General features: G+C 41.0%; 20 protein-coding genes. 7 read left to right on the forward strand and 13 right to left on the reverse strand.

What is annotated here, in order from left to right; translation table 11 throughout:
- Positions 1-18: 18 nt before the first annotated feature.
- From H6G96_RS41535 to H6G96_RS22925, 7 genes are all read right to left on the reverse strand, one after another.
- Positions 19-207 carry a hypothetical protein gene (locus H6G96_RS41535; protein ID WP_242063375.1) on the reverse strand — a complete coding sequence of 63 codons (189 nt, stop codon included), beginning with the start codon at positions 205-207 and terminating at the stop codon, positions 19-21.
- 161 nt (positions 208-368) lie between these two features.
- Positions 369-1,637 carry a bifunctional sterol desaturase/short chain dehydrogenase gene (locus tag H6G96_RS22900; protein ID WP_190913696.1) on the reverse strand — a complete coding sequence of 423 codons (1,269 nt, stop codon included), beginning with the start codon at positions 1,635-1,637 and terminating at the stop codon, positions 369-371.
- A 398-nt stretch (positions 1,638-2,035) separates the two neighbouring features.
- Positions 2,036-2,476 (reverse strand): hypothetical protein, encoded by a 441-nt coding sequence (locus H6G96_RS22905; RefSeq protein WP_190913698.1) that lies wholly within the window; start codon positions 2,474-2,476, stop codon positions 2,036-2,038.
- A 297-nt stretch (positions 2,477-2,773) separates the two neighbouring features.
- Complete coding sequence (locus tag H6G96_RS22910) at positions 2,774-3,631, reverse strand: DUF72 domain-containing protein (protein WP_190913700.1); 858 nt, start codon at positions 3,629-3,631, stop codon at positions 2,774-2,776.
- A 79-nt stretch (positions 3,632-3,710) separates the two neighbouring features.
- Positions 3,711-4,127, reverse strand: a complete 417-nt coding sequence (locus H6G96_RS22915) for a hypothetical protein (RefSeq protein WP_190913702.1) — start codon at positions 4,125-4,127, stop codon at positions 3,711-3,713.
- A 143-nt stretch (positions 4,128-4,270) separates the two neighbouring features.
- Positions 4,271-4,963 (reverse strand): pentapeptide repeat-containing protein, encoded by a 693-nt coding sequence (locus tag H6G96_RS22920; protein ID WP_190913704.1) that lies wholly within the window; start codon positions 4,961-4,963, stop codon positions 4,271-4,273.
- Between the two features lie 166 nt (positions 4,964-5,129).
- Complete coding sequence (locus H6G96_RS22925) at positions 5,130-5,624, reverse strand: hypothetical protein (RefSeq protein WP_190913706.1); 495 nt, start codon at positions 5,622-5,624, stop codon at positions 5,130-5,132.
- A gap of 860 nt (positions 5,625-6,484) precedes the next feature.
- On the opposite strand from H6G96_RS22925, the gene aroF reads away from it, so the two are divergent.
- The 4 genes from aroF (at position 6,485) to H6G96_RS22945 (ending at position 11,648) form a co-directional block, all read left to right on the forward strand.
- A complete protein-coding gene (aroF, locus tag H6G96_RS22930) occupies positions 6,485-7,384 on the forward strand; it encodes a 3-deoxy-7-phosphoheptulonate synthase (protein WP_347242275.1) in 900 nt (299 codons plus the stop codon).
- A gap of 1,337 nt (positions 7,385-8,721) precedes the next feature.
- Entirely contained in the window at positions 8,722-9,615 is an 894-nt protein-coding gene (gene nifH / locus H6G96_RS22935; RefSeq protein WP_190913711.1) for a nitrogenase iron protein, read from the forward strand.
- A 464-nt stretch (positions 9,616-10,079) separates the two neighbouring features.
- The gene (locus H6G96_RS22940; RefSeq protein ID WP_190913713.1) at positions 10,080-10,517 is read left to right on the forward strand and encodes a hypothetical protein; all 438 of its coding nucleotides are present in this window, start codon (positions 10,080-10,082) and stop codon (positions 10,515-10,517) included.
- A 216-nt stretch (positions 10,518-10,733) separates the two neighbouring features.
- A complete protein-coding gene (locus H6G96_RS22945; RefSeq protein WP_190913715.1) occupies positions 10,734-11,648 on the forward strand; it encodes a M23 family metallopeptidase in 915 nt (304 codons plus the stop codon).
- A 163-nt stretch (positions 11,649-11,811) separates the two neighbouring features.
- Here H6G96_RS22945 and H6G96_RS22950 read toward each other — a convergent pair whose 3' ends face one another.
- The gene (locus H6G96_RS22950) at positions 11,812-12,579 is read right to left on the reverse strand and encodes a circadian clock KaiB family protein (RefSeq protein ID WP_190913717.1); all 768 of its coding nucleotides are present in this window, start codon (positions 12,577-12,579) and stop codon (positions 11,812-11,814) included.
- 189 nt (positions 12,580-12,768) lie between these two features.
- A complete protein-coding gene (locus H6G96_RS22955) occupies positions 12,769-14,043 on the reverse strand; it encodes a type IV pilus twitching motility protein PilT (protein ID WP_190913719.1) in 1,275 nt (424 codons plus the stop codon).
- 733 nt (positions 14,044-14,776) lie between these two features.
- On the opposite strand from H6G96_RS22955, the gene H6G96_RS22960 reads away from it, so the two are divergent.
- Positions 14,777-15,151 (forward strand): hypothetical protein, encoded by a 375-nt coding sequence (locus H6G96_RS22960; protein ID WP_190731404.1) that lies wholly within the window; start codon positions 14,777-14,779, stop codon positions 15,149-15,151.
- Between the two features lie 268 nt (positions 15,152-15,419).
- Positions 15,420-16,544 carry a UDP-N-acetylglucosamine 2-epimerase (non-hydrolyzing) gene (gene wecB / locus H6G96_RS22965; RefSeq protein WP_190913721.1) on the forward strand — a complete coding sequence of 375 codons (1,125 nt, stop codon included), beginning with the start codon at positions 15,420-15,422 and terminating at the stop codon, positions 16,542-16,544.
- 99 nt (positions 16,545-16,643) lie between these two features.
- On the opposite strand, the gene H6G96_RS22970 is transcribed toward wecB, so the two are convergent.
- Positions 16,644-17,312, reverse strand: coding sequence for a peptidoglycan-binding protein (locus H6G96_RS22970; protein WP_190913723.1), 669 nt, complete (start codon positions 17,310-17,312; stop codon positions 16,644-16,646).
- Between the two features lie 359 nt (positions 17,313-17,671).
- Here H6G96_RS22970 and H6G96_RS42440 point away from each other — a divergent pair, with 359 nt between their 5' ends.
- On the forward strand, positions 17,672-17,797 hold the full coding sequence (locus H6G96_RS42440; RefSeq protein WP_277932942.1) for a hypothetical protein: 126 nt from the start codon (positions 17,672-17,674) through the stop codon (positions 17,795-17,797).
- 90 nt (positions 17,798-17,887) lie between these two features.
- Here the strand turns inward: H6G96_RS42440 and H6G96_RS22975 are convergent, their stop codons facing one another.
- From H6G96_RS22975 to trmFO, 3 genes are all read right to left on the reverse strand, one after another.
- On the reverse strand, positions 17,888-18,223 hold the full coding sequence (locus H6G96_RS22975) for a hypothetical protein (RefSeq protein WP_190913725.1): 336 nt from the start codon (positions 18,221-18,223) through the stop codon (positions 17,888-17,890).
- 205 nt (positions 18,224-18,428) lie between these two features.
- On the reverse strand, positions 18,429-18,830 hold the full coding sequence (locus H6G96_RS22980; RefSeq protein WP_190913727.1) for a fasciclin domain-containing protein: 402 nt from the start codon (positions 18,828-18,830) through the stop codon (positions 18,429-18,431).
- 158 nt (positions 18,831-18,988) lie between these two features.
- Positions 18,989-20,305 carry an FADH(2)-oxidizing methylenetetrahydrofolate--tRNA-(uracil(54)-C(5))-methyltransferase TrmFO gene (gene trmFO, locus H6G96_RS22985; protein WP_190913729.1) on the reverse strand — a complete coding sequence of 439 codons (1,317 nt, stop codon included), beginning with the start codon at positions 20,303-20,305 and terminating at the stop codon, positions 18,989-18,991.
- Positions 20,306-20,330 lie beyond the last annotated feature (25 nt).

The following is a 20,330-nucleotide window of genomic DNA, read 5'->3' on the forward strand; positions in this document are numbered from 1 at the left end:
AATAATAATTTATCTGATTCACTTAACCGATGATTTTGATTTTTTTCTAAAAGTTGTAACATGCAGTTCTTGTTGAGTTTCTGGAATTTGGCTTTGACCAACAGTTAAGAATTCCTCAATCGTTAATTCTTGCATAGCAATTAATTCAGCTTGTAATTCCAGAGGTGCATAATCAACAGCAGGAGGAGCATTTGTTTGGTTAGTCATAATTTTTGTAGAAAATGCATTAGGGCAATATATCTTATATTATGATATTAAATAATCAGCACTTACTGCGAACGATGCCTGCGGCGGGCTACGCCTACGCAAAACTAAACTCTGTAGGAGCAATTCATAAATCGCCCCTACCTGAAAATCATTCTTTTCGGCTATTGTTTGCGTAAGTGCTGTTCACTTTTCGCTGTCCGGCTGAAGACTCGATAGTATAGCGACGCACTAGTTTCTTTTAAGGGAAACAGCAGATAGGTTAGAGGATTTATTGCCACAATAATATTTCGGAAGTCTCGCCGCGCGAAAAATAAAATAGCACGAGCAACTTGCTGTGCAGACATCACTCCATAAGGATTCAGTTGACTCTTAAATGGGCCAAGAATTAACTTGCGAATTACACAATCCCCGTCCAAACGCTTCAGGGTAACAATATCTCCTAGCGATCGCTTGCTGAGTTCATAAAGCGGACTCAGTGCTGGAGAAACCTCAGCCTCAGAAGTGTTTACCCAGATTTCCTTGGTTGCTTTTGCTTGTGGCCCTATTACAGTTGTCAAAAATATATCCATCAACCGCAATGCTGAAAAGGTATTCACTTCATAAGAAGAGTTGATAGCCTCTGATGTGCGGCTGGCGTAGACATTGATTCCGTGGTTGATAATTAAAATATCTACTTTCTCTAGACTATTCCTCAGTTCGGCTTCGTTACCCAACTGCCAGGGAACCACCTTAACCCCGACTTGCTCTACTAATTTTTCTGGATTAGTGGTTAACGCCACAACTTTAGCATTATTCTTTACAAGTTCAGCCGCTAGCGCTTGTCCTAGCGCTCCTGATGCTCCAGTTAAAGCGATCGTTTTACCTTTAAGAGACAGTCCTGTACCAAGAATTTTATCCACTAGGGGAAAGACACCACTGTAGTAAGCGTTGACATCATCAAAATGATGCCGCCAATGGTAAGTCCGATTCACCCACCAAAGGGATGGTATTGTCTCTAAAGGGCCGGGTAAGTGGTTGTAGTCTGTATCAATTTTTCCCTGGAAATATCGTACAGACGCGCCATACAAGAAGGTGCAACCATAAGCTACTCCCAGCCATAACCCCATTTGCTGGACAATTAAGGCAATGACTACCAATACCACCAGCAGTAGACTCGACTCTAAAATGTCGTGATATAGTTGCGATTCTTGGTAAACTTTCAGGGAAACTATGGATAAATCTCGGCGATAAGCCATGTGGTGCTTGTTGTGCCATTTAGCAAGCCAATTGACTTGGTGACACAAAGCATGGTAACTGTCTCTCAAGACCTCAGCGAGTAAAATTGAGAAGAGTGCCCAACTAGCAAACTGTAAGCTGGCATTTAGCCAAACCCAATTAATTTGTAATCTTGTCTCAATTCCAATCAAGTTTTCAGCTAGCATTTTTATCATATTTGTCTATACTCGTTTTTCTTAATCATTCTTCATGATCCAATAAAGGTGCGTTAAGGTCGAGTCTAGAGCAAATAAAAATTAAAGGGAATAGGGAGTAGGGAGTAGGGGGAGAAGGCAATATTCAATGCTCCTTGCTCGCTCATACTCCCAACCGTCTGAATTTAGCTACAATATCCCAGTTCAATAGAGCAAAAACCAAGGTTAACCAACTGCAATTGAGATAGCGATCGCAGCAGCATAAATACTTAATTGCCAACGTGTGGAGCAAATAACTTCGGCTCGTGCTGCTTCTAGCACAAATCGAAAATCCATAGCATATTTTAACTTAGTGAGGTACAGAAGTTAGTTCTTAAAACCAGAATTAAGCTTGTTTTAAGGACTAACTCTTGCCTTATTCAAATAGCTCTTTGCCGCAGATTTTGACCATTAAGCCCTTGCTTAATCCAACTCAGACATTCATATTCGGATTTGAATAATTTTGGAGCTGCAATATTATTCAATAACTCTGGTGGATAATGATCATAAAAATATTTGTCGCCTTCTTGGAAGATGATTATCAAATTGTTTCGGTAAATGTAGCGAGACTTAAAATTATCCTTACGGCTGACAAACTCTGAATTCTGATCAATATGTTCTTTAGCAATATCAACGATATTACTAACGCTACTTCCATAGATTCCGGCTGGGTTTTCTGCTTTATGAAATTGGCTTCTTCGCCCAATCTCAGATAGCAATTTATACGAATAAATCTCGTAATTATCAAGCTTCCCAAAAATAAATGGAATGATGAGATATCCTTTGTAAGAGACTGAATTTTCATAAAGAAGACGACTCATTTCAACCTCCTTTGGTATAACTGCTATCAAAAAATCTGCTTAAATCACATACACACTAAAAATCAATTCTTTTCTGTTAAATATATTTATAGATTATTTAAACCCTCATTGTCATTTCACAAAAAGGGCTATTACTATTATCCCTTCTGTCAGAAAAAAGGAATATCAAGCTTTAACAGAAAAGTGCCGTAACACCAATTATCGCTCTTTTTTTAATCACTAAGCATTAGATATCTTATAAAAATTAAAAACTTATAAAATTCATTCTGTGGGACTACTCCCTTTGATCTGTGCCTTTCAAGACCATAAACTGAGTTGATTGGGGGGATGCTCAAGGTTATTCCAAGGCAGGGGTGGAACTGGTGTATCGCTCTGTTCCAATAGCTGTTGGAAGTGACGGGCTGTGCTGGGCGATCGCGCTTCTATTGGACAATGGACAAAGAAATAAATTCGCACTCCCATCTGTAACCATTGCTGAATCTGCTTCACCCACTCTTCCATAAACGGCTGATTCACTGATAAGTTTGGATGAGAAATAAACCGAATCAGAGTAAAAGGTGCTGTAACACTCAATTGCAACGGTAATTTGGGTTTACGTCGTTCTGATTGCAACTGGGGGTCATCATCTCCAGTGTAGATGGGGCGCGAGTCTAACAGTACCCTTCCCACATTTAGCTTTTTTAAAAGTGTCGTCAAATGACTAGCATGGGGTTCCTTGAACCAGTCGGGATGCCGAACTTCTAACGCTAGGGGTGCTTCTGTACGCGGCCAAGCTTCCAGAAAGTTGGTCAAATCGTCAAACAATGCAGGTGTATAACTGGGTGGTAACTGGGCAAATATCGGGCCAAGATGCTTACCTAAAGGGCGCATCCCTTCCAGAAATTTTAATGCAGCCGGAATATAAGGTTTCAACAATCCTTGATGGGTAATATCTCGCGGTAATTTTAAACAAAATTCAAAACCTGCTGGGGTTTCGGCAACCCAACGGGTTACAGTTTCTTGATTAGGCACAGCATAAAAGGTGGTGTTACCTTCTACAGTGGTGAAGCGACGACTGTAGAGATGCAGAAAATCAGCAGTGCGAGTGCCTTGGCGATAGAGTTCGCCCACCCAACCTTTATATGCCCAAACAGCACAACCGATAAAAAAGTTCACAGTGCCTAAAAGCCTAAATGTATCATCTTCAATTTTACAGTCAGGTTGTAGGGGTCGAAAGGAGTCGAAGTGTCAAAATTCAAAAGGATTTAATTTTGGGCTTTCTGGCTGTGTTCAAAATGCTTGATTGCTTACTCATTTCAGTAGATTCAGCAAGCAAAAGGGCATATTGCTTTCTCAAAATGCTTGATTGCTTACTCATTTCGGTAGATTCAGCAAGCAAAAGGGCATATTGCTTTCTCAAAATGCTTGATTGCTTACTCATTTCGGTAGATTCAGCAAGCAAAAGGGCATATTGCTTTCTCAAAATGCTTGATTGCTTACTCATTTCAGTAGATTCAGCAAGCAAAAAGGTATATTGCTTTCTCAAAATGCTTGATTGCTTACTCATTTCGGTAGATTCAGCAAGCAAAAAGGCATATTGTTTTCTCATTTCAGTAGATCGCGTATTCGTTTTGGTGTTTTGGGCAAGTAAACAGGCATATAGCAGTTTCATTGCCTGGAATACAGATCAGATCACTTCACTTGTAAGGGCACAGCAATGCTGTGCCCTTACCATCTGTTGCATTCAAACAAGAACTGCTTGATTGCTTTTTCATTTGAGTAATTCATACACTCTGTGTCATAGGGCAGCCTCAGTTATTGATAAATTGAACCATCAGGCATAATTGCCCCTGCTAAGTTAGTACCGATTAGTTTAACCAAAAGGCGCTCACCAGAGCGAATCCGCGCTCCTGTCAAGTCGGCTCCTCGCAAGTCGGCCCCACTGAGATCCGCTCCAATCAAATTAGCAGCGCGTAAATTCGCCTCCCTGAGATCCGCTAAAAGTAAATTTGCCCGAAATAAATTTGCTTCAGATAAATTCGCACCTCTGAGGTTGACTTTGTGCATAAATGTATCGCTGAGATTGGCACCGCTCAAATTGGCATAACTCAGATTTCTGCCAGATAAGTCTTTATTGCTCAAATTTGCCCGACTGTAGTCTTTGCCACTCAAGTCTGAATTTTGCTTTGGTGGTTTCTGGGTTGTTTGAGATGGTTTTTCCTGTTTAGGTGGCGGTGAGTAATATGTGGTTTGAGATGGTTTTTCCTGTTTAGGTGGCGGTGAGTGATGTGTGGTTTGATGTTTGGTTTTTAAAGAGCGCAATTTTTCACGAGCTTCATTTATGGCTTTCAGCTTGTCTTGTGCTTTCTGCTGTAAACGGAGATTGTCTTTGGGGATGCGATCGGGATGCCAAACAAAAACTAAATCTTTGTAAGCCTGGTTCACTTCCTCAAGTGTTGCCCCAGGCTCTAATTCCAAAATTCTATAGTAGTGCTCCAGATCGCTCATACGATATTTTGGTGGACAATCAATTTATTAATTATGAGTGATGGAGCCATCTATTCGCTGCATCATTTGTTATTGATCATTGGGCATTGGGCATTGGGCATTGGGAATTTGTTTATTATATTGTTCTCCCTCATCTTCCCCTGCCTCCTCTGCTCCCCCTGCTCCCTCATCTCCCCATCTCCCGGTTCCTCCATCGAGCGATCGCTCTCAAATATGCTGCAACTGGAATTTGATAAATTTCAATCACAATCCAAACAATAATCGATAAATGTGAGAAGAAAGTTAATACAGTCCAAATATATGGCGTCCAGGTAATGGGTTCATTGAGATTAGCAGGAAAATAGTAAGCTACTATGCCAATTAGAGTAGTGGGAAGAATTACAAAAACTGCTGCTGCTAGTCCATAACCCCAACCTAATTCCACACCTTCCAACTGCCCTTCTGCCCAACTAAACCCATTCCAACGCCAAATTAAGGGTGGTTGCCTAGAAGGCATCTTGATTTGCTGTAGTTCTAAGTTGACTGTAAAAATCTCTTGGCAAAAGTCACAAGCCATAGTTTCCATCAATGGCATATGAGAAATCTTACCTATCCGACAGACTGGGCAGGGGTAAACTCCATAATAGTCGAAAGATTGGGCTAAGATTTTGGGGCTGGGCATAATGAAATTGATGATGCTAAAAAGTTAATCTGGTAAATCAGGGCTTGGGTAATAACAATGTAGGCGAACGTCAATTGTCTGTAATCAGCTTTCGCAAGGTGAGATCACAAGTCAGGAGAATTATATATTTTAACTTTTCAATCCTGGCTCCTTAAACTCCCGAGGGACGGAAGCCACTGGGTTAGAGTTCTCTCTAATTACCTTGATTTGGCTGTGTTCTATTCCTTTAGATAATTGCCATATTCTGAACTTTTAGATTTTTCACCATTGATTTTTGATCATCTGTAATATCCATTATTAATGACACAACAATATTTTTAAACTTATTAAGTATGCTGATATTTAATGACAAGCTGCTTTTGTTGTTTACGCAAACAAGCAACTAGCAGTTCATCACACAATCACAACAGAGCGTAATTTAGAATTTTGCAAAGCGTTACTAGTCTTAACTTCTATAATTGTACTGAGTGTATCGCTTTTTTATGGTTTGTGGGGGTCTTGACACCGCTTACTCTTCCTGTTAATGTTAGCTTACATAGGTATAGTTATTAAGTTTTCCAGCAAAAGCCCCGCAAATGCTTAACACAAATTCCTACTTATATTTTTGGTTTAGGGTAGTTCACCGGGAGTGAATCGAGTTTCCTAATGGAAACCGCCCGGTGAACCGCAGAGCGAACTCTGCGGTTTTTGTTGTTTTAAGGAGAATTTCATCTTCATGACTTATTTAAGTAGCTGGTTTTATGGCTTTTACTTTTGGCCCAGAGTAAGTTCCGGGTAAATAGCGTCATGTCGATGAATCAGAACGCGCCCGGAACTTCTCAAAAGTTCCGGGCTTTTTTGTTATCGCAAAATACTGCCCAATACTTAATTTTCAGGAGGATAAAACCATGATTAACGCCAAACTTGCCGCACAATCTCATCAGAACCACCAAACAATCGTTAAAATTTCAGAAAAAGTGGCTTTCGGGGGCGAAGAACTGGTAATTATCGGCGGTCCCTGCACCGTCGAAAGCTTAGAACAAATGGAGATAGTCGCCCAAAAGCTATCTACTGCATCCGTGCAAGGGTTGCGTGGCGGTGTCTACAAACCGCGCACATCTCCCTACGCCTTCCAAGGTCTGGGTGAGTCAGGATTGAAAATTTTGGCAAGGGTGCGATCGCATTACAATATGCCAGTGATTACCGAAGTTATGTCAATTTCTCAAATTGAAGTAGTCACTGCCCATGCTGATATGCTTCAAGTTGGTAGTCGCAATATGCAAAACTTCGACTTGCTCAAAGCTTTAGGACAAGCAGGTAAACCAATACTGCTCAAGCGTGGTTTAGCAGCGACAATTGAAGAATTCGTTATGGCTGCTGAATACATTCTTAGCCACGGAAATCCTGATGTGGTGTTGTGTGAACGCGGTATTCGCAGCTTCGATGATTACACTCGCAACGTCTTAGATTTAGGGGCAGTAGCAGCACTCAAGCAAATAACTCACTTGCCTGTAATTGTAGATCCTTCCCATGCCGTCGGTAAACGGGAGTTAGTAGCACCTGTGGCTAGGGCTGCGATCGCTTGTGGTGCAGATGGATTAATTATTGAGTGTCACCCAGAACCAGAAAAATCTGTTTCTGATGCCCGTCAAGCACTTTCTTTAGAAGATATGGTGCATTTAGTTGATAGTTTAAAGCCTGTAGCAACAGCCGTCGGGCGCAGTATACCAGAAGCGATCGGGGCGGGTTTGTCACCTGCCCCGATTTTTTGTGCTGCTTAAATTTCAGTTGAGACGTAGGCATCGCTTAAATATCTCAGTCAAAAGATATATTTTGGCTGAGACATTCAAGCGATGCCTACGGCGGTAAACTACGCCTTCGTAAAATAAAGTTATTGCTTTTGCGAGTCATTGAATCTACTTTCGTGACAAAATTTTGGAGTGCAAAAATAAGCAAGTTTGTTTTTGTTGTAAAACATTAGTTTTAAATACTTTAATGAAATACCCAAAAGTATCTAACTGCACAAACTGGCTATGATAAACAATTTCACTAACTGGCAACCTGTTAACGCGTAACTTATAGCTATTAAAGATCCTAAGGATAATATTCTAGCAAATAGATAAATAATTTGAGATTCGACAAATAAATTAGTGAGATGTATGTTATGGTTTTTATAGGAATCAAAAAAGTAAAAGCACAAAAAGACTTCAAGAAACTTTGAGGCAAGCTCAAGAAAGTTTTTTTGCTCTGGTAAGTCCACTTCACTTCGCTACATCTTTTTGTAACAAAAATCTAAAACTAGATTGAGTGAGATAGTAGCCTTTGTAACAACTTGAAGTCAATCGAAATTTATCTGGGTATGAGCCAATAAGACTTGGCTAACCTAGCTAGAGCATTACCCGCCAAAGGCGATTACTCTTGGAGTCTGGGAAGAAAGACTCTTAGTACAGCCTGACAAATCCATAGAAATACAGAATATTTACGAACTTAGTCTTGCGGGAGCAAACATTTTAAACCGCGAACTAAGTTGAAGCAGTTGCTGACTTTTGGAACGAAAACTTTAAGCAGAATGGTGTCGTTCCACAATTTTTAGGAATTTAACCATACTGTCAAAAGTCACCAAAATATTGTCTCAGCGAGAGTGTTAGAGGTTGCCTGTGCAGCCATATTACTGCACGCTAGAACTTATCCTGCTGCATCAATCACGAAACGAGAAGCACTATAGAAGTTCTTGGCGACTTGACATCAGCAAAATCAGAGAAGTCGCAGCTACCATCTAGAGTGGATTGCAATTTGGTTGGTTGTGTGGTTCAGGGAACAAATCTGCGTTCATTTGAATTCCTGCTGCAACCACTCTTCAGGCTTGAGCAACCATTTGGAATTCTGTTACAAAATCTGACAATGCTGAAGTCAAATTTTTAAAGGCTTCGTTATTAGGAGATAGAGAAATCTCTATCTCTTGAGCTATCACTTTGTGAGTAAATATGTTCTGATTTTAAATGTTTTTGCCAGCTTACAATGCCTAGCGCAAATAGGCTCTACTTCCCTACGACACCAAGGGTAGACAACTACATCAAGCTTACGACCCATCAACTAAATCATTGTAGGAAACACAACCATGACTGACGAAAAGATTAGACAAATAGCTTTCTATGGTAAAGGCGGTATTGGTAAATCTACCACCTCTCAAAACACCCTTGCAGCTATGGCTGAAATGGGTCAACGCATCTTAATTGTCGGTTGCGATCCTAAAGCTGACTCTACCCGTTTGATGCTGCACAGTAAAGCTCAAACAAGCGTTCTTCAATTGGCTGCTGAACGTGGCGCTGTAGAAGATATTGAACTCGAAGAAGTAATGCTGACCGGTTTCCGCGATGTACGTTGTGTGGAGTCTGGTGGTCCTGAGCCTGGCGTGGGTTGCGCTGGTCGTGGTATTATCACCGCTATCAACTTCTTAGAAGAAAACGGTGCTTACAAAGATGTTGATTTTGTAAGTTACGACGTTTTGGGTGACGTTGTGTGCGGTGGTTTTGCTATGCCTATCCGTGAAGGTAAGGCACAAGAAATCTACATCGTTACCTCTGGTGAAATGATGGCGATGTATGCAGCCAACAACATTGCTCGTGGTGTTCTCAAATATGCCCACACTGGCGGTGTGCGCTTGGGTGGTCTAATTTGTAACAGCCGTAACGTTGACCGGGAAATCGATCTTATCGAAACCTTGGCAAAACGTTTGAACACCCAAATGATTCACTACGTACCTCGTGACAACATTGTGCAACACGCAGAATTGCGCCGCATGACTGTTAACGAGTACGCACCTGACAGCAATCAAAGTAACGAATATCGCATACTAGCTAAAAAGATCATCGACAACGACAAACTCGCCGTTCCTACCCCCATTGAAATGGAAGAGTTAGAAGAGTTGTTGATTGAATTCGGTATTCTCGAAAGCGATGAAAATACCGCGATGTTAGTTGGTAAAACTGCTAACCAAGCACCTGTCAAGTAGTACCAATTAAATAATGGTTTAGGGTGGGCTGCTTGCCCACCTTTTTTTTGGTTAAATTTGATTTTATGGCAATAAAATAATTAGAAATCGTCTCACAACAAGAACTGTAGAAGCTTTTAATGATTTGAATGGAATTGACTCGTCTTCGACTCGAATTAAGTCTTTAATTCGAGTCGAAAGAACTGGAATACCAGCAGGCCAATTATAAGATTGTCTGTTACATTAGTAGCTTAATTCACACAGTGCAAGAACTTATATGTGGTATTTTCTGGGATTTATGTATTAAAATTTGCTTTTGCCGGGTCGAATACGTGGTTTCCAAGGATGATTTAAAGATACGTATGGTAATGTCCCCGCAAATCTCTCTATAACATCCTCTAACTCTGATACCATTTTCTGTAATTTCCTGCTTGCTAAAAAAATTAGTTGAATAGAAATTAAGCACTTAGATAAGGAAGAGTTAAATGGGACTTAGTGACGGACTTTTGAACCCGACCAAAAAAGCTATGGTCATAAATGACTGTTGCAACATGATAGAAGGACAGCTTGCATCCAAGTCAGGTATGAGCGGTATTGCTTTGAAAACCGCTTTCGCCGCCCTCAAGGGGGTCAAACCAGGGTATATCCCCTACGTCGTTGAGCAGATTTTGCCGCAGTGCTTCACAGCACTTGATCCTATCTGGAGTGAAGGCGTACAGAAAGGCGATCCAATTGAATACCTGAATGCAAATCGCTCTCAGACAGCAGACGCGCTACTAGGTGTCACCGATGCTAGAGTCAAAAGTGCCAAGCGCCAAATCGTGCGAGGAACCTATGAAAAATTTCGCGGTTCAGCTAAAAAGCACGTAGAAGAAGCAGTGCCAGACTTAGCCAAAGTAATCGATAATTACACTAAGTCTTGAGCTAGAAGATAAGAATCACAATATAACGTATGCCACCGTTCGATGCGTCGGTGGCTGGCATACGGGATAGATAATAAATATACTTGTAGGGTCAAGGTTTTTGCGAGAGGTTTGGAGATGCCATATCCACTAAATTTCCTGATATTTTCCGAGTCAGGTTGAAACAGCAAATAATCAGAAATTATCTGAATTATTGTTTGAATAAACTTTCAATTTATGAAAAAATTTACCGTTTATCGATATCGTACTTATGGACTAATTGGGTTAATATCTTTAACCACCGTATTAAGTACAACTACATCTGCCCTAACACAGTTAGCAGGCGATTCCCCAATTGGGCAAACCCTTATTCCTGCCTCTAATTTAATCTGGCCGACTCAAGGGTTTATTTCTCAAGGCTTCCGCAAATATCAACATGAAGGAATTGATATTGCAGGGGCATCTGGAACTCCTATTGTTGCTGCTGCATCTGGTACAGTTATCAAAGCGGGTTGGGATGATTGGGGATTAGGCAATGCTATAACTATTAAACATCTTGACGGCAGCACCACTGTTTATGGTCACAATCGCCGTTTGTTGGTGAGCAAGGGTCAACAGATCATTCAAAGTCAAATTATTGCTGAGATGGGATCTACAGGCAATAGTACAGCACCTCATCTGCACTTTGAAGTTCATCCAAATGGCCGAATAGCAGTTGATCCCCTTGGACTATTAACATCCTTAACTGCAAGTGTTAATTCTCCTTCAAAAGTCCAGCAAGTGGATAACTCGAACCCCCCAGTCTCGACACCTTTAGTAGCAAAGCCAGTTTCACCTTCACAGCCAATTCCAATAAGTTTTGCACCTGTTAGCACTGATACTAAATGCAATGGAGTTACCATCATTGAGGGTGAGACTGCAAGTATTCGTGTAAAAGTTTGCGAAGAAAAGGGTGAGTTATTTTATATTGGGCAGTTGAAACAACATCCAAGCAAGCCTATAAAAATAGCAGCTTTGAATATTGGCAAAGGCAGATATCGAGCAGATAATGGTAGTTTTTATTATTTAGTCAGTCCTGAGAAAGTCGAAGTTTGGCGAAATGGTACTCAGATGCGTTCTGATAGATTTTATAATTTAACAAAATCGCCATAAAGTTACCATTTAATATTTGACTGTATTGTAAGCGATCGCTTGAGTTGATCAATTTGCTAAGTAAGTCCATAATTATCTTGCTATGGCGATTATCAATTGTGATGCGATCGCAGGAATTCAGCTTATGCCTCTAGCTCTCCAAAGAATTCACTCTAGTCCAAACTTAAAAATTCTCTTTAACAGATAACATCTGTAAAATCTTTTCTACATGATCCAACTCTCCAACGATTCGGCGAATTGGGTGAGGCCAAACCTTGACAAGGGTAGGAGTTGCAGAAACCTGATTGAGTTCTGCTTGTTCTGGATGACTTAAAACATCAATCACTTTCAGAGTATAAGGATGTCCCAGCGATCGCTCCAACAATTCGTGTAAATTTTTGAGAATGCGTTCGGTGGTACTGGTATGTCCTGCAACAAACAATCGCAGAACATAGCCTTGTGTCATGACTTCCTTTTTTTGTACTATTACTGGTTGGTGGTATTTTGGTACAGGTTCAGAAAGGTCTAGACGGACAATTAAATCGTGATCCTCCCAAAGCTGCGGGAATGACGAACGATAAGTTGTTAACACCATGCGATCGCACAACCCCTCCTGCCAGGGAGCTGGTTGCCATACTAACTCCCCTGTGCCAAAAATGGCATTAAGCAAAGCTTGATTTCTAATTACAGCCGGATAAGCTTCAGCGAAAGTTCGCACTTGTTGAGTACGCGGATCTAACCAGTTGTCAATAGTTGCAGTATAACAAGGCACTAAAAAGTGCGGTGGTTCTGGCAAATCTAAGATTTCTTGCAAAGCCGAGCATAAATGCAAGTGCCATCGACCCTGCTTGCTAGGGTCAATGCAGTAAATTAAATCTCCTCCAGGCGTAAATAAAGCAATGCCTTTAAACAACTGGGGTGTAGATAGTTTGTTTGTCGTTAAGTTATTCACAGAGGCTAGGAAGCTAAAAGTAAAAAATTCTTTCTTTTACCTTTTACCTTAGCTATAACCGCAACCAGGATCAGAAAAATATTTGTGACTGGGGGATGAGGGGGCAGGGGAGGCAGGGGAAGCAGGGGAAGAACAGAGGAGAATAAATCAATGCCCCATGCCCAATGCCCCATGCCCAATGCCCAAATTTTAAACTCTACCTCGGAGAAACTGTGCCATTTCGTTAGGAGTTGGTGACATTTCTAAAGCAGTCTCTTCAGTAATGCGACCGTCTTGATAGAGATTGAGCAACGACTGATTCATCGTAATCATGCCGTCAAAGCCAGCTTGTTTCATTAACTCGCTAATTTCATCATATTTACCATCTTTGATCCATTCTTTAATAGCCTCAGTGTTAATCAAGACATCGTGGAAAGCAGCCCGTTTTCCGTCAGTTGTGCGGCATAAACCTTGGGCAATGACTGCCACTAAAGACTCAGAAATTGCCACCCGCATTGCATCTTGTTCTTCACCAGAGTAGAGGTTGAGAATCCGCTCAATGGTTTTAACAGCGCTATTGGTGTGCAGGGTTCCCATAACTAAGTGACCAGTCTGAGCGGCTTTTAGGGCGGTGTTGACTGTTTCTTTATCCCGCATTTCACCCACTAGAATCAAATCTGGGTCTTCCCGCAAAGCTGCTTTCAAAGCATTGTCAAATTTCCGGGTGTGCATTCCCACTTCGCGCTGTTTCACTAAAGACTTGCGGCTTTGATGGACAAATTCTATCGGGTCTTCAATGGTGATGATATGCTTGGCCATCTCTTTGTTGATGTAGTCAATCATCGCTGCCATTGTGGTGGACTTACCCGAACCTGTGGGGCCAGTCACCAAAATTAAACCTTTATGATGATGACAAATATCCCGGAAAACTGGGGGTAAGTTTAACTGTTCCATAGTTAAGATTTTCAGAGGAATCAACCGCAACACCATTGCAGGCCCTTTGAGGGAGCCAAAAATATTAATCCGCACGCGAGCAAAGTCGTATTGAGTTGCTCCGTCAAATTCTAAGTGTTCTTCAAAGCGTTGAATTTCCCCCTCAGTCATCACCTCCCGCAACCAATTCATAAAAGTTTCTTTATCTGTTTCTGGATAATCTGTTGTTTGAATTTCTCCTCGGTTGCGAAAGCGGGGTGCTTCACCTATACCCAAGTGCAAGTCAGAATATCCCTGATCGTAAGCTTCCTTGATTAACTTCGCTAAAGTGATTTGCGGAATGCTGTTTTTAGGGCGAACTGAACTAGGAATTGGCGGTGGACTACCCGGACGATGACCTGCAACAGGCGCATTGGTGCTTCTATCCATTGACATATCCAATGTTTGTGTCATCTGCCGTTGCGTACTAGAGGTTGGCGGTGGTGGCGGCATTGGTGGCAGATTACGTCCGGCAGCAGGGTTAGAATTTAATGGAGACTGTGATTCTGTCATATATCTTCACATTTGGTAGTTAAAAAGTTGAATTAACGAGAAGTCAAGTCACTTGTTTCAATGACTTTTGGAGAATGCTTGCGTGCTAGCTCTAGCGGTGATGGCAGGCGATTGAAACTTTAGAACCACGGTCAATCCATTTCATTCACCTCAATTTGTATCTTTTTTTCCTGAAATTCCACTACTCAGAATATTGAGAGAAATTATTTAACTTATCTAACATGGTTTAACACACGCAAGTACTCAAAATCCCTCAGCAAAAATACAGAGATTATTTAGTGATTTATAGTACTTTTAACAAAACATAAATATTCTAAGCCTTTAGATGAGAAATTTCTCTCACGCATACACGCGAATTGCCAGCAATTAACAGCACAAACACTAGCAGCTCATTTATTCAGCACATCTATAAATTATGAGAAGGACTCCTAGTTTTTATAAGAAATGTTAAGTTGAATAGGAGTAATGTCCTGGGGATCAAAGTTAAAAGCTTATACTTTTGAGGTGATATACCTGAAGGTAGATGCAGAAAGCAGGTTTTTTTAATAGATAGAAACTTGAGTTTATATTCACAATTACAAAAAATTAACTGTAAACTTTAGTAACTAAATGCTCATTTTTCCAATTAGTTTTTATATACTTAATTTCACTGAGAAACAATTCAGTTTACTCGCAAAAAGCGAGATATGACTGAAAAATTAAAATTCACTGTGTATTTTTGGGAGGAAAAGTCATGGTTTCTGCTCAAAGCTCTAATCAAGGAAAGACCTACTCCTTGTTGATGATTAAAAGCTTTTTAATATGGACTTTTACATTGGCAGTATGCTTGTTGGTTGTGGGTTTTCCACTAGTTGTATTGATGGCTACGGTCGGATGTCTGTTGTCGATTATCTTGCAATCTGTGATGCCTGTTAGTGCTGTTTTGCTTGTAGCAGGTGCTTTAATAATGTTTAATGTCATGGCAGTTGTATTAGCTGCGGGTGTACTAACTCTTAAAGGAGTTCATCCTAGTGAAATCAAATGGTTAAGCTGGCTGCATGGAGAGGCAGACCAAATGCAGACGAGTGTCTACGCTGCTTGCCCTTTAACTTGTGAGATTAAAATGTAGTCATTACAGGTGAATACGACAAACAGTGCGTCTGCCCGGTTAAGCCGGGTTTTTTCATGCTTTTTGCGATTTAACTTGTGAGATTAAAATGTAGTCATTAGAGATGAAATTCGATAAACAGTGCATCTGCCCGATTAAGCCGGGTTTTTTCATGCTTTTTGTGTGATTTATATTTATGATTTGTGTGATGATTGATCGCTAACTATTGACTATTGGCCATAGAACATTGACTATAACCATTGGCAAATGACAGATGACTGAATGACAAATGACTAATAAAAAACGCGTTTGTATTATCTTGGGTACTCGTCCAGAAGCGATTAAACTAGCTCCAGTGATTCAGGTTTTTCAAAAATCTTCAAGTTTTGAGTCACAAGTAATTTTAACTGGACAGCATCGAGAGATGGTTGAACAAGTTATGCAGCTGTTCAACATCAAGGCAGATTATGATTTGGAAATTATGCAGGTTCAGCAATCTCTAAATGATATTACCTGCCGTAGTTTACAAGGATTAGAAGCATTATTTAAGGAGAAAAAACCAGATTTAGTGGTGGTGCAAGGAGATACTACCACGGCTTTTGCCGCAGCTTTAGCAGCTTTTTATCAAAAAATCCCTATCGGTCATGTAGAAGCAGGGTTAAGAACTGATGATATCTTCAATCCTTACCCAGAAGAAGCTAATCGGCGGTTGATTTCTCAAATTACTCAGTTGCACTTTGCGCCGACTCCTTGGGCTGTGGAAAATTTGCACCGTTCTGGTGTTTTGGGTGAAATTCACATGACTGGTAACACGGTAATTGATGCGCTGTTGAATGTAGCTGCAACCCAAGCCGTTTGTAATGTACCAGGTTTAGACTGGGATTCATATCGTGTTTTGCTAGCAACAGTTCATCGTCGGGAGAATTGGGGCGAACCTCTACAAGCGATCGCTCACGGCTTTTTACAGATATTAGACAAGTTTCCTGATACGGCTTTGCTATTACCATTACACCGCAATCCCACAGTACGAGTTCCGTTACAAGAACTTTTAGGGAATCATCCCCGAATTTTCTTGACAGATCCTCTAGATTATGGCGAATTGGTGGGAGCAATTGGGCGATCGCATCTTTTGCTCACTGATTCTGGTGGCTTGCAAGAAGAAGCCCCCAGCTTGGGAAAACCAGTACTGGTTTTAAGAGACACCACCGAAAGACCAGAGGCTGTTGCAGCCGGTACAGCCAAACTTGTAGGCACTACGAGTGAGAACATTTTTGCAAATGCTGCTGAGTTACTCAGTGATCCAGATGCTTATGAAGCTATGGCAAATGCAATTAATCCCTTTGGGGATGGTCATGCAGCAGAGCGAATTTTGCAGATTGTACAAAATTACCTGGGTCTTTCATCAGAAACTTAAACAAAATGCAAAATTTCTGTTTTTCAGGGTGTATAAAACCGGCTTTTATCCCGGTTTTTCTTTTTTTTAGAAACGAGATTTTCAAAGGGTAGCTTTTAACTAAATACCCAAAGCTGCTCGAGTTTGAGGGCCGACCACACCATCTACAAGTAGACCTCTATTTGCCTGAAAATTCCGGACTTGGCTAGCAGTTTGTGGGCCGTAAACTCCATCCACTCTGAGATTACCTAAAGCTGTTTGAACGTTTCTTACAAGCTGGCCTCTAGAACCACGAGTAAGAATGACTGAACCACCAACACCACCAGGTCTAGTCACAGGAGCATAGTAAGGTCTATCACCAACCCATCGAGCAAAAACGTATCTACCCGTAGAAAGCCTAGCAAAACCGTTTTCATATCTTTCAATCGCTGGAAGTGTTGTGCCATTTGGTACACAGCCTACATATGAATAGTTAGTGCTTGGACCTGTACGGATACGCAAACAACTGCCATTAGTTCTGACAAATGCAGCCGAACTCATTTGAATTTGGGCAGCAGCAATAAGTAATACACCAACACCAGCTAAAGCTAACCAAGCTGAAGATTTAAGAAGTTTTTTCCAATTGAATTTAGGTTTGATGATTCTAGATGTTTCTTCTTTAGTAATAACAGTGTTAGAAGATTTAAGAGGTTTTTTGCTATCTACTTGAGATTTAGACGGATTATATTTGGTGTTTCGAGATGCCTCTTCTTGAGCAATAAACATTTGAGAATAAGCAAGATATTCCATAATGCACCCCTTTATATGAAAAAATGAGTAATCACAGAGAATTATTTTAGTTCTCTCTGTATTTATTCTTAGTATATTTTATATCTCTGTGTTTTAAAAGGTTTTTGTTGGTAGCGAAGTTAAGAAAGATTGACCGGGGGACTGGGGATTGGGGAAACTTGGATGGGGATTCAGACCCTAACCAAGTTTTGTTCGCGTAGCGTCTCTAAGAGTTGAAAACTATTCCTAGTCCCCAGTCCCAAAGCGCCATTCTTCCCCAACAAGATAGCGCCGAAGTCGGAGAATCCTGGCGCGACCCGTTGAAGAATTCAGCTATTTTGAAGTAATTACTACATCAATAATCTAAAATATGGCAGGCGATGTCTAATGACAACGCGAAGAACCGTCTACGCACTGCTTTACCCAATCAGAAGGTGCCAGGGTTGCAATTATTGGCAGACACACCCAAAAAGGGCAAAATTGCCCTATTGGGTGCTATGAAATAATTCTAAAGAGTGATGTCTAACAACAAGCCGAAGAAGCATCCATGCACTAGCAAGATGAAGAAGTAGTGCGATCGCTACTATGTGTAGATTTTAGGCGTTGTTGGAAAGACTAGGGTTATTACTGTAGCGTCTTTGAAAAAGAATTGCTGCCAAATTAGTTACTAAACAGGTGATTGCTAGCCACAGCAAGATATAAGTAGGAGCCATCACCACACCAATCTGGAACCAAGTATATACATGCAGTATCATCACAGAAGCGAAAAAGCTAGCAATTCCAGCAGATTGCCACACTTGATACGATGGGCGACGTAACGCTACCAGGCTCATCGTTAAAATTGTGACAAGTAAGTTCGCTGGGACGAGAAATGAACAAATACTAACGCAGTTGCCACGAGAGAACTCAGCTAAGGTGTTTAAATCGAGCATTAATTTGTTGGGATAGATGTTAGCTTTTTAAGAATTTAATTTATTGTATTTTAAAATAACGAAATCAACATTAATATATGAGTGAGTAATCACATTGCAAATATAACATAAATTAAACTATTGAGTTGCGTTTTGATACTCCCAATAGTTAGTTAATTATAAAGATTTTGGTTCAGTAGGGTGGAAAATACCCACCCTAGCTGAATTAACCCGGTAAAATCACCGTATCGATAACGTGTACCACACCATTATCAGCTTCTATATCTGCTGCTAAAACTGTGGCATTTTTAACTTCAAAACCATCAGAAGAATTAATTTTAATGGGTGAACCTTCCACAGAATTAACCGTACCGAGTTCTGCCAAATCAGCCTTTAGCAGCTTTCCTGGAACGACATGATACTTTAAAATCCGCGTTAGCTGGGGAATATTTTGTAACAAAGTTTGGATAGTTCCCGGCGGTAACTTGGCAAACGCATCGTCATTTGGTGCAAAGACGGTGAACGGGCCAGGACTTTTTAATGTTTCTACTAAACCAGCAGCTTGCACAGCCGCTACCAGTGTTTTAAAAGACTCAGCCGTAACAGCAATATCAACAATATCAGCCATATATCTTACCTAGAATCTCTGCAAAAGATTTTAAAGGATAATAAACCTATTTGAAGTTTTATTAAACGAAATAAGTTTAAAATCAAACTGAAGGTATAAAAATTTGGGAAATAGGGGAAAATTAGGGTCAAGGAAGAATAACCAATCCCCAATTCCCATTAATTATGATTAGCCTTCCAGTTTGCTAAATCAGTTAAAGAGCGATCGCGGTAACGTCCATAACGCTCTGGTTTACTTTTGATTTTCATTCCTAAATCGGGAAAAATCCCGAAGTTGGGCGGCATTGGTTGGAAATGCTTCGGCGAAGCGGAACTAATAAATTCCAATAACGCACCCATCATTGTTGTTGGTGGTAAAACTAAAGCTTCTTTACCCAAGGCTAGCCGCGCTGCATTAATTCCCGCCAAGCAGCCACCCGCAGCCGCAGCAGTGTAGCCTTCTGTACCAATCAACTGTCCAGCAGCTAACAATGTTGGACGCTCTTTAAATTGTAGAGTCGGATGCATTAGCTGAGGAGCATTAATAAAAGTGTTGCGGTGCATCACTCCTAAGCGCACAAACTCCGCCTTTTCCAAACTGGGAATTAGCTGAAATATTCGCTTTTGCTCACCCCAGCGCAGATTAGTTTGGAATCCTACCATATTCCACAATTGACCGGCTTTATCTTCTTGTCGTAACTGCACCACAGCATAAGGACGTTCCCCAGTGCGAGTATCTGACAATCCCACTGGCTTTAGGGGGCCGTAGCGCATGGTATCTTCCCCACGCTGTGCTAGTTCTTCAATGGGTAAACAAGCTTCAAAAAATTTCGCCGTTTCCCGTTCAAAACCTTTGAGTTCTGTTTGTTCCGCTTTACAAAGTTCTTCTCGAAACCGCAAATACTGCTCTTTATTCATTGGGCAGTTGAGATAAGCGGCTTCACCTTTGTCATAACGTGATGCCATAAAGGCAATGTCACGGTTAATCGATTCTCCCACAATAATCGGACTAGCTGCATCGAAAAAGCTCAGGTATTCCATCCCCGTAAAGCGCTGCAAATCCTCCGCTAAGTCGGGACTGGTTAAAGGCCCAGTTGCCAAAACCACAATCCCTTCCGGAATCGCAGATACTTCACCCCGACGAAATTCAATTAAAGGATGGCTGGCTAAAGTTTGAGTCAAGTCTTGCCCAAATTGTCCCCTGTCTACCGCTAGCGCCCCACCCGCAGGAACGGCGTGTTCATCAGCTTTAGAAATGACAATAGAGCCAAGTTGGCGTAATTCTTCGTGCAATAATCCAGCTGCGCGATCGCTTGCCATTGCTCCAAAGGAATTACTACACACTAGTTCTGCCAAATGTTCTGTATGATGAGCAGGGCTGAAGCGTTTTGGACGCATTTCATGGAGAATTACCGACACTCCAGCTTGGGCTATTTGCCACGCTGCTTCTGTGCCAGCTAGTCCACCTCCAATTACTTGTATCGGTTGTTGTTCCATAGTTAAATTTTTAATTCCTAATATT

This window comes from Nostoc sp. FACHB-892 (assembly GCF_014698795.1).
Classification (GTDB): Bacteria; Cyanobacteriota; Cyanobacteriia; order Cyanobacteriales; family Nostocaceae; genus Nostoc.